The 12,676-nt window shown below is 72.5% G+C and carries 10 protein-coding genes; 3 read left to right on the top strand and 7 right to left on the bottom strand.

Translation table 11 applies throughout. From position 1 onward, the window contains the following. Positions 1–822 carry a rhomboid family intramembrane serine protease gene (locus QQM39_RS08505; protein ID WP_301996076.1) on the bottom strand — a complete coding sequence of 274 codons (822 nt, stop codon included), beginning with the start codon at positions 820–822 and terminating at the stop codon, positions 1–3. Positions 823–947: 125 nt separating this feature from the next. Between QQM39_RS08505 and QQM39_RS08500 the strand changes: the two genes are divergently transcribed. Beyond that, positions 948–1,277, top strand: coding sequence for a hypothetical protein (locus QQM39_RS08500; protein ID WP_301996075.1), 330 nt, complete (start codon positions 948–950; stop codon positions 1,275–1,277). 98 nt (positions 1,278–1,375) lie between these two features. On the opposite strand, the gene QQM39_RS08495 is transcribed toward QQM39_RS08500, so the two are convergent. Both QQM39_RS08495 and QQM39_RS08490 read right to left on the bottom strand, forming a co-directional pair. Next, a complete protein-coding gene (locus QQM39_RS08495) occupies positions 1,376–2,785 on the bottom strand; it encodes an FAD-dependent oxidoreductase (protein WP_301996074.1) in 1,410 nt (469 codons plus the stop codon). A 27-nt stretch (positions 2,786–2,812) separates the two neighbouring features. Further along, on the bottom strand, positions 2,813–3,832 hold the full coding sequence (locus QQM39_RS08490) for a DUF4349 domain-containing protein (protein ID WP_301996073.1): 1,020 nt from the start codon (positions 3,830–3,832) through the stop codon (positions 2,813–2,815). Positions 3,833–3,993: 161 nt separating this feature from the next. Between QQM39_RS08490 and hemG the strand changes: the two genes are divergently transcribed. Together hemG and hemQ are read left to right on the top strand one after the other, a co-directional pair. Continuing rightward, on the top strand, positions 3,994–5,454 hold the full coding sequence (gene hemG / locus QQM39_RS08485) for a protoporphyrinogen oxidase (RefSeq protein WP_301996071.1): 1,461 nt from the start codon (positions 3,994–3,996) through the stop codon (positions 5,452–5,454). Between the two features lie 5 nt (positions 5,455–5,459). Beyond that, the gene (hemQ, locus tag QQM39_RS08480; RefSeq protein WP_301996070.1) at positions 5,460–6,191 is read left to right on the top strand and encodes a hydrogen peroxide-dependent heme synthase; all 732 of its coding nucleotides are present in this window, start codon (positions 5,460–5,462) and stop codon (positions 6,189–6,191) included. Here hemQ and QQM39_RS08475 read toward each other — a convergent pair whose 3' ends face one another. From QQM39_RS08475 to QQM39_RS08460, 4 genes are all read right to left on the bottom strand, one after another. After that, complete coding sequence (locus tag QQM39_RS08475) at positions 6,192–7,865, bottom strand: alpha/beta hydrolase (protein ID WP_301996069.1); 1,674 nt, start codon at positions 7,863–7,865, stop codon at positions 6,192–6,194. A 145-nt stretch (positions 7,866–8,010) separates the two neighbouring features. Further along, positions 8,011–8,808, bottom strand: a complete 798-nt coding sequence (locus tag QQM39_RS08470; protein WP_301996068.1) for a TIGR04222 domain-containing membrane protein — start codon at positions 8,806–8,808, stop codon at positions 8,011–8,013. 88 nt (positions 8,809–8,896) lie between these two features. Then, entirely contained in the window at positions 8,897–9,676 is a 780-nt protein-coding gene (locus QQM39_RS08465) for a DUF4142 domain-containing protein (protein WP_301996067.1), read from the bottom strand. Between the two features lie 912 nt (positions 9,677–10,588). Beyond that, positions 10,589–12,508: a DUF692 family multinuclear iron-containing protein gene (locus QQM39_RS08460; protein ID WP_301996066.1), complete on the bottom strand. Its 1,920-nt coding sequence runs from the start codon at positions 12,506–12,508 to the stop codon at positions 10,589–10,591. Between the last annotated feature and the right edge of the window lie 168 nt (positions 12,509–12,676).

The raw sequence follows: 12,676 nt of genomic DNA, 5'->3' as shown, positions 1-12,676 counted from the left end.
TCACCACGTGCGGGGCCGCGCCCTCCTGCCGAACAGCAGGCCGCGCGGCTCCGGTAGCGGCGGTGTCCCCGGCTTGAGCGGCCAGGCGAGCGCCATACCGGCCAGGAAGCCCACGATGTGCGCCGCGTACGCCACGGTGCCCGCGTCGGAGACGCCCTCGCCGTTCGAGTACACCGCCTGCAGCACGAACCAGAAGCCGAGCACCAGCCAGGCCGGCAGCCGCAGCGGCAGGAAGACCAGGAACGGGACGAGGACCCACACCCTGGCCTTCGGATACAGCACCAGATAGGCGCCCAGTACGCCCGCGATGGCCCCGGACGCGCCGATCAGCGGGTCGGCGGAGTCGTCGTTGAGGAGCGCGAAGCCGTACGACGCCACGTAGCCGCAGGCGACGTAGAAGAGCAGGTACCGCACATGGCCCATGCGGTCCTCGATGTTGTTGCCGAAGATCAGCAGGAAGAGCATGTTGCCCAGCAGGTGCAGCCAGCTGCCGTGCAGGAACATCGCCGTGAAGACGGACAGCACCGGGGACTTGTCGTACTCCGGCGCGCCGATCACACAGCCGGGGCCCTGCGGGCCCACGGCGACCTCGCCCGTGGGAACCACTCTCGGCAGCTGGTCGTGGATCAACTCCCTCGGCACCGCCGCGTAGTGGTCCAGGAACGCGTGCAGATGGCACAGCTGCGCCAGGCTGCTCTCACCGGCCACGGAGCCGGCTATGCCGGGCGTGGACAGGAACACGTAGACATTCGCGGCGATCAGCGCGTATGTCACCCAGGGCGTGCGGCGCACCGGGTTCACGTCATGGACGGGTATGACCACGAGGGGTTTCTGCCCGGGATACGTCCGGCGAATCGGTGAACGCCGTCGTTCGGGCGCGCGTATCTGTTCTCAACCGCCCGCGGCACGGGGAAGGCGGGTCGCGGGGACTACGTGAGGAACAGGCGATGAACGACCGAGTTACTCCTCCGATGCACGCGTTGCCCGACGGGGAGGCCGAGATCGCCGTGGTGGTGCGGCTGCCGTGGGAAGACGTGGCCCGGCTGGGTCAGGAGGCCGGGCGGCTCGCTTCGCAGATGCAGCGGCCGGTGACCCTTGACGAGGCGGTGAGTCATCGGTTGCGCTCCGCGCGGGGTGCCGCGCATGCGAAGCCGGCGGGGGAGCAGCCCGCTGCCGCGATGCCGCCGAGTGTGAGTGCGTCTGTGTCGTCGTTGCCCTCTCGGCCGCCGGCTGAGCAGGCTCGGCAGGCCATTGAGAGGATCAACGGATCCGCCTGAACGCCGTAGGGGTGCGGGTATTTCGGCGACTCCAGGCCGTCTGTGGCTGGTCGCGCAGTTCCCCGCGCCCCTGAGGGCGTTGGCCGCGCCCCTCGTCGTCATGAGTGTCCGGCATTTACCGCCTTTGTCGCCTTCCTGGCCGCCACCAGCACCGGGTCCCACACCGGCGAGAACGGGGGCGCGTATCCCAGGTCCAGGGACACCATCTGCTCCACCGTCATCCCCGCCGTCAGCGCCACCGCCGCGATGTCCACCCTCTTGCCCGCGCCCTCCCTCCCCACGATCTGTACACCCAGCAGTCGGCCCGTTCGGCGTTCGGCGAGCATCTTGACCGTCATCGCCGACGCGCTCGGGTAGTAGCCCGCGCGGCTCGTGGACTCGATCGTCGCCGTCACGAACTGCAGGCCCGCCCTGCGCGCGTCCTTCTCGCGCAGGCCCGTGCGGGCGATCTCCAGGTCGCAGACCTTGCTGACGGCCGTGCCGACCACGCCGGGGAAGGTGGCGTAGCCGCCGGCGGCGTTCGTGCCGATGACCTGGCCGTGTTTGTTGGCGTGAGTGCCCAGGGCGATGTGGCGCTCCTGGCCGGAGACCAGGTCGAGGACCTCCACGCAGTCGCCGCCCGCCCAGATGTTCTCGTGGCCGCGCACGCGCATCGCCAGGTCGGTGAGCAGCCCGCCGTGGTTGCCTAGGGGCAGGCCGGCCGCTCGCGCGAGCGTCGTCTCCGGGCGTACGCCGATGCCCAGGACGACCACGTCCGCCGGGTATTCGGCCTCCTCGGTGGCCACTGCGCGGACGCGGCCGTCCTCGCCCGTGAGGATCTTGGTGGCCTCGGCGTCGTTGACCATGGTGATGCCCAGGCCCTCCATGGCCTGGTGCACCAGGCGGCCCATGTCCGGGTCGAGCGTGGACATGGGCTCGCTGCCGCGGTTGACGACGGTCACCTCGTAGCCGCGGTTGATGAGGGCCTCGGCCATCTCGACGCCGATGTAGCCGGCGCCGACCACGACCGCGCGTCGGCCACGCGTGCGTGCCAAGGTGTCGATGAGGGCCTGGCCGTCGTCGAGGGTCTGCACGCCGTGCACGCCGGGGGCGTCGGCGCCCGGCATGTCGGGGCGGATCGGGCGGGCGCCGGTCGCGATGACGAGTTTGTCGTACGACGTCCAGGACTCGGCGCCGGAATCGACGTCACGCGCGCGTACCCGGCCGTCGGCCACGTCGATCTCCGTGACCTCCGTCCGCATGCGCAGGTCGATGTCCCGCGCGCGGTGCTCCTCGGCGGTACGGGCGATCAACCGGTCGCGGTCGGGGACGTCGCCGCCCACCCAGTACGGGATGCCGCAGGCCGAGTAGGAGGTGAAGTGGCCGCGTTCGAACGCCACGATCTCCAGCTCCTCGGCGCTCCTCAGGCGCCGCGCCTGCGACGCCGCGGACATCCCCGCGGCGTCGCCTCCGATCACGACCAGTCGCTCTCGCGTACCCCGCACACCCCTCGCAGCGCTCATGTTCATGCGAACACGCTACGAGGGCCGGGCATTTCAGTCGCCCGCGCCGCTCTGTTCGCCGCCCGCGCGCGTGGGCTGCGGTGCCGGGCGGGCGGTCGGCAGCGGGCCCAGGGCCGTCGTCACGGGCGCGGCGGCCGGCCGGCGGGGCAGCCGTGGGCGCAGGACCTTCAGCCACACCAGCACGATCAGCGCCGTCACCGCGGCGAAGGGCAGCACGGCACCGATCGCCACCGCGAGCCAGCGCAGCATCGTCACGAAGGCGTCCCAGCCGCCCGCGAGCGCGTCCAGGAAGCCGGGGTCGTCGTCCTCGACCACCTTCTTCACCGGCGTCTCCGACAGGGAGAGCGTGATCGTGGCCAGGCTCGTGCGGTCCTTCAGGGACGCCTGCTGCGCGAGCAGCGACTCCAGGTCGGCCTGGCGGGAGCTCAGCTCGCCCTCCAGCGTGACGACGTCGGCGAGCTTCGTCGCCTGGTCCATCAGCTCTCGGATCCGGGCCACGCTGGCGCGCTGCGACTTGATGCGGCTCTCCACGTCCACGACCTGGTCGGTGACATCCTGCGCCTTGGCGCTGCGCTCGACCAGCTTGCCCGTGCCCTCCAGTTCGGTGAGGACTTCGGCGTAGCGGTCGACGGGTACGCGCAGGACGACGCGGGTGTGCTCGTGGCCCTCCTCGTCCCGTGTGGTGGTCTCGTTGCCGACGTAGCCGCCCGCGTCGTCCGTGGTGGTGCGGGCCTCGTCGAGGGCCTTCGGTACGTCCTTGACCTGCACGGTCAGGGAGGCGGTGCGGATGATGTGGCTCGCGGTGACCTTGGGCGCCGCGCTCGCCTTGTCGGCGCCGGAGCCGCTGCCCGGGGCGCCCTCCTTCGCACCCGCCTGAGAGTCCGCCTGAGAGTCCGCCTGGGCGGCCTCGCCCCCGGCGGCGCTGCTGCCGGAGGCCGAGTCGTCCGCGCTGCTGCAGCCGGTGAGCGCGAGGGCCGCGGCCAGCAGGAGGCCGGCCAGGGCCTGAACCGGTCGTCGGGATCGTGTGGTTCGTGCGGAGCGTCGTGCGCGCATGTGGGAGTCCCCCCGAGGGTCGTCGTGACGACTGATGCCTCTTCGACGCCGGGGCCCGGCGGAACGTTGGCGGCAAAGGGTCCCGATGCGGTCACGGTCGGGACTCGTGAAGGACACCGGGGCGCGGACGGAATGTCAGTGGGGTCTGAGAGGCTGTGGACATGCGCGAAGTGGAGACACGTACGGGGACGGGACGGGCCGTCGTCATCGGTGGCGGGATCGCGGGGCTCGCCGCGGCCCACCGACTGCTGGACGCCGGCCGGCAGGTGACCGTCCTGGAGGCGTCGGACCGGCTAGGCGGCAAGCTGCTGCCGGGCCGGATCGCGGGCGTGCGCGTGGACCTCGGTGCCGAGTCGATGCTGGCCCGCCGCCCCGAGGCCGTCGCCCTCGCCCGCGAGGTGGGCCTCGCCGACCGCCTCCAGCCGCCCGCCACCTCAACGGCCTCGATCTGGACCCGTGGCGCCCTGCGCCCCATGCCCAAGGGACATGTGATGGGCGTCCCCGGCACCGCGTCCGCCCTCTCCGGCGTCCTGTCCGACGAGGGCCTGGCCCGCATCGAACGCGACGCCGACCTGCCCCGCACGGAGATCGGGGACGACGTGGCGGTCGGCGAGTACGTGGCGGCTCGGCTCGGCCGCGAGGTCGTCGACCGCCTGGTCGAGCCCCTGCTGGGCGGCGTCTACGCGGGCGACGCGTACCGCATCTCGATGCGCTCGGCTGTCCCGCAGCTCTACCAGGCCGCGCGGACGCACGACTCCCTGACGGAGGCGGTCCGCGAGATCCAGGCCAAAGCCGCCGCCAACCAGCAGACCGGGCCGGTGTTCATGGGCATCGAGGGCGGCGTGGGCCAACTCCCGCTCGCGGTCGCGGAGTCGGTGCGCGCGCGGGGCGGCGAGATCGTGACCGGGGCGCCGGTGACCGAGCTGCGCCGCGAGGCGGCCGCCGGGTGGCGTGTCGTCGCCGGTGACCGTGTGCTGCACGCCGACGCGGTCGTCGTCGCCGTACCCGCCCCGGCCGCCGCCACCCTCCTGCGCGCCGAGGCCCCCGAGGCCGCCGCCGAGCTGGCCGGCATCGAGTACGCCTCCATGGCCCTGGTCACCCTCGCCTACCGCCGCGCCGACACCGACCTCCCCGCCGGCAGTGGCTTCCTCGTGCCGCCGGTCGACGGGCGCACTATCAAGGCGTCGACGTTCGCCTCCCAGAAGTGGGGCTGGATCGCCGACGAGGACCCGGACGTGGTCGTCCTGCGGACCTCCGTCGGGCGGTACGGCGAGACGGAGATCCTGCAGCGGGGGGACGACCACCTCGTCGATGTCTCCCGACGTGACCTTCAGGCGGCGACCGGCCTCGACGCCGCCCCCCTGGAAACCCGCGTCATCCGCTGGACCGACGGCTTGCCCCAGTACCCGGTCGGGCACCACGCGCGCGTGGCCCGCATCCGTGAGCACGTCGCCAAGGTGCCGGGCCTCGCCGTGTGCGGCGCGCAGTACGACGGCGTCGGCATCCCGGCGTGCATCGCGAGCGCGTACGCGGCCGTGGACCAGTTGGACGGCGATCTTGGCGGTGTGGAGGAGCTCACCGCCAACCCGGTGCAGAGTCTGCACGGCGGAGCGGGAGAATAAGGGACATGAGTGACGACGCCCCCACCACCGAGTCCGGCAGGATCCCGAACAAGGGCAAGCTGGCCAAGGACCTCAACGAGGTCATCCGCTACACCCTCTGGTCCGTCTTCAAGCTGAAGGACGTGCTCCCCGAGGACCGCGCGGGCTACGCCGACGAGGTCCAGGAGCTGTTCGACCAGCTCGCCGCCAAGGACGTGACGATCCGCGGCACCTACGACGTGTCCGGTCTGCGCGCCGACGCCGACCTGATGATCTGGTGGCACGCCGAGACCAGCGACCAGCTGCAGGAGGCGTACAACCTCTTCCGCCGCACCAAGCTGGGCCGCGCCCTGGAGCCGGTCTGGTCGAACATGGCGCTGCACCGTCCCGCCGAGTTCAACCGCTCGCACATCCCGGCGTTCCTCGCCGACGAGACGCCGCGCGACTACGTCAGCGTGTACCCCTTCGTGCGCTCCTACGACTGGTACCTGCTGCCCGACGAGGACCGCCGCCGCATGCTCGCCGACCACGGCAAGATGGCCCGCGGCTACCCGGACGTGCGCGCCAACACGGTCGCCTCGTTCTCGCTGGGCGACTACGAGTGGCTCCTGGCCTTCGAGGCCGACGAGCTCTACCGCATCGTCGACCTCATGCGCCACCTGCGGGCTTCCGAGGCCCGGATGCACGTCCGCGAAGAGGTGCCGTTCTTCACCGGGCGCCGGAAGTCGGTGGCGGAGCTGGTGGCCGGGCTCGCCTGATCAGTGCGGTAGCCGGGCGGCCGCGACATCCTGGGGCCGGCCGCCCGGGTTCGTCTCCGACTGCTGGCGCAGCTTCTTCGCCTCACGGTCGCCCGGGCGCTCCGGCTTCGGCTCGGGGTGCCCCTCGCACGCCGCCCGTCGAGCCGGGAGGCGGCCCTCCAGCAGGTAGGCGTCGAGGTGCCCGTTGACGCAGGCGTTCGGGCCGTACGCGATGCCGTGCGTGCCGGCGTCCCGTTCGGTCACCAGGACCGAGCCCGCCAGGCGCCGGTGCATCTCCAGCGCCCCCTCGTACGGCGTGGCCGCGTCCCGCTCGGCGGCCAGGATCAGGATCGGCGGCACCTCACCCGGCCCGGTCCGCACGTCGAGGGGCTCCTGCCGGGGCGCCTGCCAGTAGGCGCACGGCAGGTTCATCCACACGTTGTCCCAGGTCTCGAACGGCGCCACCCGCGCGAGCCGCGTGTTGTCCCGGTCCCAGACCGCCCAGTCCGTCGGCCAGGGCGCGTCGTTGCACTCCACGGCCGTGTACACCGCGCTCGAGTTCTCGTCCTCGGCCGCCGCCTCCGTCACCGGTGCGGCCAGCTCGACCAGCGGCTTCGGGTCGCCCTTCAGATACGCCGACAGCGCCTTCGCCCGCGCGGGCCAGTAGTCGTCGTAGTACCCGGCCCGCAGGAACGCCTCCTGCAACTGCCCGGTCCCGATCTTCCCGCCCGCCGGCTTCACGGCCAGCCGCGCCCGCACCTTGTCGTAATTGCGCATCACCTCCTCCGAGGTGTCACCGAGCCCGTAGACGTCGTGGTGCTTGGCGACCCACTCCCGGAAGTCCTCCCAGCGCCCCTCGAACGCGGCCGACTGGGCGAGGTTGTTGCGGTACCAGACCTGCGCGGGGTCGGGGTTCACCGCCGAGTCGAACACCATCCGCCGTACGTGCGACGGGAACAGGGTCGCGTACACCGCGCCGAAGTAGGTGCCGTACGACGCGCCCATGAACGTCAGCTTCTCCTGGCCCAGCGCGGCGCGCAGGACGTCCAGGTCACGGGCGTTGTTGAGGGAGTTGTAGTGCCTGAGCGCGCTGCCCGTGCGCTGGGCGCAGCCGCGGGCGTAGGCCTTCGCGCGGGCGATGCGCTCCTTCTTGTACGCCTCCGAGGGGTACGTCGGCGCCTGCGTGGGCCCCTTGATGGAGTGCTTGGGGTCCTGGCAGGACAGCGGCGCGGAAGGTCCCACTCCGCGCGGGGCGTAGCCGACGAGGTCGTACGCGCCCGCCAGTCGCTTCCACGCGGGCAGGACACCGATCAGCGGGAAGTGCAGGCTGGAGGCGCCCGGGCCGCCCGGGTTGTAGACCAGGGCACCCTGGCTCGGCACGCGGCGCTTGCTGTTGTGCGGGTCCTTGTGGGTGGCCCGCACCCGGCTGACGGTGAGCTTGATCTGCTTGCCGTCGGGATGCGCGTAGTCGAGCGGGACGGACACCGTGCCGCACTTCACGTGGTCCGGCAGCTCGCGCTCCTTCGGGCAGCTTCCGAAGGTGAGGCCTGCCGCCTTGGCACGCGCCACGGCCACGGCCGTGCCGTGCCGCTCGTCCGCGCCCGGGACGGCGGCCCCGGTGCTGCCGGCCGGGGCGGCGGAGAGGGTCGTCAGGAGCATGGCCCCGGCGGCCGAGTAGAGGGCGGCAGCTCTCATCGCGTTTCCCTTCGCAGCACGGCAGCAACAAAAGGGATATTTCGTTTGTCTGTTGGTGAAGGCAAGCACCACCCTGCCGGTGTCGGCGTCAATGCCCCCTATGCGTCACCGAGCCCCGGAATTGCGTCGCCGAGCCCCGGAACTGTCAGTCGCTCCGGCGCGATACCTCATGCTGCGGCTCGCGGTGCGCGAAGGCCGCGCGCAGGTCCGGCTCGCCGATCGCACGCACGCCCCGTACGGCGACGGAGGTGAGGAACGTACGGTCGCCCCCGCCCCGGGAGCGCCGGATCAGGCCGCTCAGCAGGCGCTGCCCCGCCGGGGAGGCCCATTGCGCGTAGGGGTGGATCTCGATCCGGGCGATGGCGAGACAGCTCAGGGTGAGCGCGAAGGGGAGCGCGAACCAGAGGGCGACCAGATGCGCCGGCATGTCCGACTGGGCCGGCGCCAGCAGGGCGACCGCCCCCAGCGCCGGCACGACCACCGCGGCGAGCTGCACCTGCCGGATCGCGGCCGCGATCCCGCTGCGCGTCCCGTCCGGCACGGCGAGGCCCGCGCTGACCAGCCGGTCGGCGAGGCTGCCGACCGCGTCGGCGGCGGCCGCGGCGTCCCGCACCGGCTCGATCCGGGACTGGCCCTGAGGCCCGATGGCCCCTATCACCGAGCGTTCCATCTCGTCCCGGCCCCGCGGATCGACGACCGTCGCCCAGCCGGTGCGCGCGAGCAGCAGCCGCCGCTGCCGCGCCATGGAGACGAGGGTCAGATCGGCGACCCGTCGGGGGCCGCCGGACAGGAACGCGGCCTCGTACAGCGTCAGATCATGTCCCTGGCCTGCGGTCGCCTCTTTCGTTTCCGCGGCCGCGGCGTGTACGGCGGCCAGGCACAGCCGCGTGCACGCCGTGCCGGCGACGGCCCAGGCCAGCAGCAGGAGAAGGACCCAGAACATGCCGCGTTTCTATGCCAAAGGCTCTGTGAAACGCCATGCCTTGTTCAGAATGCGGACGGAGAGTTGCCGGGATGTGACGTTCCGGATTTCAGGAGCCGGGCGCTCGTGGGCTGGTGGCGGCCGGCGGCAGGGCGTAGGTCGGCGACGGGGGCGGGGTCATCGGGACGGCCGGAGCGGGGTCGGTGGTGGGGCCGGGCGGGCCGGGGGAGGGGGGCAGGGGAGGTGTGCTGTCGGCGACCATGTCCCGGGCCAGGGCGTCGAAGTCGACGTAACCGGTGGCCTCCAGGACCGTGATGTGGTCCAGCACCGTGGAGTTGGCGTCGTCGGCGAGTTCGCGGACGAGGGAGTTGCGTGTACCGGCCCGCACCTGGGCGACGACGGAGAACACCTTGCCGTGCGCCAGCCGCAGGATGTTGGCGAACTGCCGGTCGTACTCGACGCCTTGGGCCGAGTCCAGGGTGGCCAGCCACTCCTGCTGCTGCTCGGTGGGCTCGTTGGGCAGCTGCAGGCTGAGCTTGGCGGCGACGTCGCGCACCCGCTCGTCCAGGAACGCGTGCCCCTCGATCAGGTGCTGCCCCGCGGTCCGTACGGCCGGTGTGGTGCCCTTCTGCTGGGCCTGCCGGCCGGCCGGCAGCTCCCACAGCCCGGCCAGCCGGACCTTCGTGATGAAGTCGCGGTCGAGGGCGGACAGCGGGCCGTAACCGGTCGAGACGGTCTCGGCGTTGAGCACGTCCAGACCGGTCCCGGACCGGTCGGTGTACGACCAGATCGGGAAGATCATCGCCAGCAGCGTCGCCGTCAGGCCCGTGATGATGAGCCCGGTTCCGCTGAAGATGCCTCGGCCGTTGATGGGCGGTCGCGGTCGCATGGTGCCTCCTGTTGCGGCACCGCACGTTAGTGCGCTTCGGGGGTGGGGTTGGCATATTACTTCGGGGTACGTCGGGGTCTACGCCAACTGCCGTACCGGAGCGAATAGTTGCAACGGGGGTGGTTACGGGCGAATGGGGGAGGAGAGGAGGGTGGCGTACGGTGCCAAAGGCGGATGAAACGGGTGCGCCGGCCGTATCGCGGGCTGGGGTGTTAACCCCGGCACACTCGGAGGGGCCGGGGTGTCCAGTGGGGGAGCGGGAGTTGGCGTAGGCGGGGTCCGCCAGGCTGTGGGTGCGGGGTGGATGGCGTGTGGGCCGGTCAGCGACGGGATCCGCCTGCGCTGCGCATGCCTCACGGGCCGCTCCGGGCGCCGACTGCGTGCCGCTCCGTGCCCGGAGTGCGCCGTTCCGGCGCCCACTGTGTGCCGTTCCGGGCACCTACCGCGTGCCGCTCCGGGCACCTACTGGGTGCTGTTCCGGTGCCCACTGCGCGCTGCTACGGCGATACCGCCGCGCCGCGGGTCGCCCGGCTGTCTCAATTTCCCGGCTCCGTCGTCTCCCAGTCGCGTCGGGCTCCCGAGTCGGGGAGCCCCCGACTCGGGGCGTCCCCCAGCCCCGTTTGCCGGACGCCTCAATTTCCGGGCCGCCTCAAGCTCCTGGCTTCGTCGGTCGCTCGGCCGCCTCAGTTCCCCGGCCGCCTCAGTTCCCCGGCCGCCTCAGGCCCCCGGCTGCCTCAGGCCCCCGGTCCCGTCGGGCGCCCGGCCCGGGGGATCCCCGGCGCCGGGCTCCCGCTCGGTGAGTCCCCCGGCTTGGTGAGTCCCCCGGCTTGGTGAGTCCCCGGCAGCTCCGTGAATCCCCTGGCCCCGGGGCCGCCCCCGGGGCACGTCCATCGCGCGCCCGCCATAGCCCGCTCACCGCCGCAGCAGCACTCGCCGCGTGGCCCGGGCCAGCCGCACCCCCGGCCGCCGTGACCGCGGCTTCGGTCCCGACCGCTCCAGCCACCACTCCCGCACCTCCGCCCGTACCCGCGGGTCCTCGAGCCGGCCCTCGGCCAGCAGATACCCGGCGAAGTCCAGCGCGTCGCGCCGATAGCCGTCGGTCATGGGGTGCCCATGGCTGTACGCGAGGAACGCCCGTCGATACCCGTCCCCGAGGATCACCGGCAACTCCGGCGCGACCTTCGCCACGACGTCCGCCCGCTTCCCGGCGAGCGCCCGTGCCTGCACGCCGAGCCGCACCCGGTCGAACCCCTCCGGCACGGGCGTACCGGCGACGAGCGCGGACAGCAGCGCGGCCTGCGCGAGGGCGAGGCGCTGCCGGGCGGGGTCGGCGAGTGCCCCGGCCGCGGCTCCCTCCGGCTCGCGCACGGCCTCCGCCTGGCGTGCCGGCTCCTGCTCGCGCGCCACGTCCGCTGGGGCCCCCTCCGCGGGCGCCGATCCTTCGGCCGTCTCCGTCTCCGTCTCCGTCTCCGTCGCCGTCGCCCCGCCCGCGACTGCCCGCTTTCTGGGCGCTTCTTCCGAGTGAGCTGTCTCCTGCTGCCCCGCCGCCTCGCGCGGGGCTCCCTCCACGGGCGCCGAGCCTTCGGCTGTCTCCGTCGCCGACGCCCCGCCCATGAGCGCCCTCTTCTTGGACACCGCTTCCGAGCGAGCCGTCTCCTGCTGCCGGGCGGCCTCCTGTGAGGCTCCCGCCACAGGTGCCGACCCCCTAAAGGCCTCCGTCGACGACCCCCCGACCGCGAACGCCCCCTCCCCGGAAGCCTCTCCCGAGTGAACCACCTCCGCGGCTGACCTCCCCTCGGACGCCCCACCCGCAGTTGGCCCACCCGCAGTCGCCCCACCCCCAGTCGCCCACTCCGCAGATGCCCCGCTCTCGGCACCCCCTCCCGCAGATGCCCCGCTCTCGACGCCCACCCCCGCAGACGGTCCCTTCTCAGCGCCCACCCCCGCAGACGCCCCCTTCTCAGCGCCCACCCCCGCAGACACCCCCCTCCCAGCTCCCCCCTTCTCCAAAGCCCCCCGAATCGCCCCCAACTCCCGCTCCAGCTCGGCCGGTTCGGGGAAGTTCTCGTCCCGTTCCAGCAGGACTCCCGGTGGGGACACGCGGGAGGCGAGGTCGGTCAGGATGTCGAGGACCGGCTGGGGGATCGGGTGGGCGTGGCTGTCGTGCCAGACGCCGTCGCGTTCGAAGCCGCCCGCGACATGGACGTACGCGATGGCTTCCAGCGGCAACTCGGCGAGCGCCCTGGCCGGGTCCTCGCCCCGGTTGACGTGGTTGGTGTGCAGGTTGGCCACGTCGATGAGGAGTCGTACCCCGGTGCGGTCGGCGAGGTCGTACAGGAACTGCCCCTCGGTCATCTCCTCGCCCGGCCACGAGATCAGCGCGGCGATGTTCTCCACGGCGAGCGGCACGGGCAGGGCGTCCTGTGCGATACGGACGTTCTCGCACAGCACGTCGAGGGCGTCCCGGGTGCGGGGGACGGGCAGGAGGTGCCCCGCCTCCAGGCGCGGGGACGCCGTCAGCGGACCGCCCGCCCGTACGAACGCGATGTGCTCGGTGACCAGCGGCGACCCCAGCGCCTCCACCCGTTCGGCGAGCGCGGCGAGCCGCTCGGCGTCGGGCCGGTCCGCGCCGCCGAGGCCCAGTGAGACGCCGTGCGGGATCACGGTCACCCCGCGCTGCCGCAGCCGTACCAGAGACTCGGGAAGATGCCCGGGGCAGACGTTCTCGGCGACCGCCTCGACCCAGTCGATGCCCGGCATGCGCTCCACGGCGTCCGCGATCTCCGGACGCCATCCGATTCCCGTGCCCAGCCGCTTGCCCAGTCGCTCCATCGTCCCCTCCTCGGCCGCTTCCGTACCCCGCTGTCCTGTCCCTTCGGACGTGCCGGACGTGCCGGGGGTATGGCCCCGCAGGTCTCGCCCGAACCCCGCGGGCGGCAGCTTCAGAGCAACATTTGAGGTTGGGGCCCACGCACCCCCAGACCCCACAACCCGCGCCCC

Origin of the sequence: Streptomyces sp. DT2A-34 (genome assembly GCF_030499515.1) — a bacterium.
GTDB lineage: Bacteria > Actinomycetota > Actinomycetes > Streptomycetales > Streptomycetaceae > Streptomyces.
This window is presented reverse-complemented; position numbering and strand designations above follow the sequence as displayed.

Excerpts from the sequence above, each read along its gene's own strand:
- QQM39_RS08500 (WP_301996075.1), top strand. The coding sequence starts at position 948 with ATGAACGACCGAGTTACTCCTCCGATGCACGCGTTGCCCGACGGGGAG.
- QQM39_RS08495 (WP_301996074.1), bottom strand. The coding sequence starts at position 2,785 with ATGAACATGAGCGCTGCGAGGGGTGTGCGGGGTACGCGAGAGCGACTG.
- QQM39_RS08490 (WP_301996073.1), bottom strand. The coding sequence starts at position 3,832 with ATGCGCGCACGACGCTCCGCACGAACCACACGATCCCGACGACCGGTT.
- hemG (WP_301996071.1), top strand. The coding sequence starts at position 3,994 with ATGCGCGAAGTGGAGACACGTACGGGGACGGGACGGGCCGTCGTCATC.
- hemQ (WP_301996070.1), top strand. The coding sequence starts at position 5,460 with ATGAGTGACGACGCCCCCACCACCGAGTCCGGCAGGATCCCGAACAAG.
- QQM39_RS08475 (WP_301996069.1), bottom strand. The coding sequence starts at position 7,865 with ATGAGAGCTGCCGCCCTCTACTCGGCCGCCGGGGCCATGCTCCTGACG.
- QQM39_RS08470 (WP_301996068.1), bottom strand. The coding sequence starts at position 8,808 with ATGTTCTGGGTCCTTCTCCTGCTGCTGGCCTGGGCCGTCGCCGGCACG.
- QQM39_RS08465 (WP_301996067.1), bottom strand. The coding sequence starts at position 9,676 with ATGCGACCGCGACCGCCCATCAACGGCCGAGGCATCTTCAGCGGAACC.
- QQM39_RS08460 (WP_301996066.1), bottom strand. The coding sequence starts at position 12,508 with ATGGAGCGACTGGGCAAGCGGCTGGGCACGGGAATCGGATGGCGTCCG.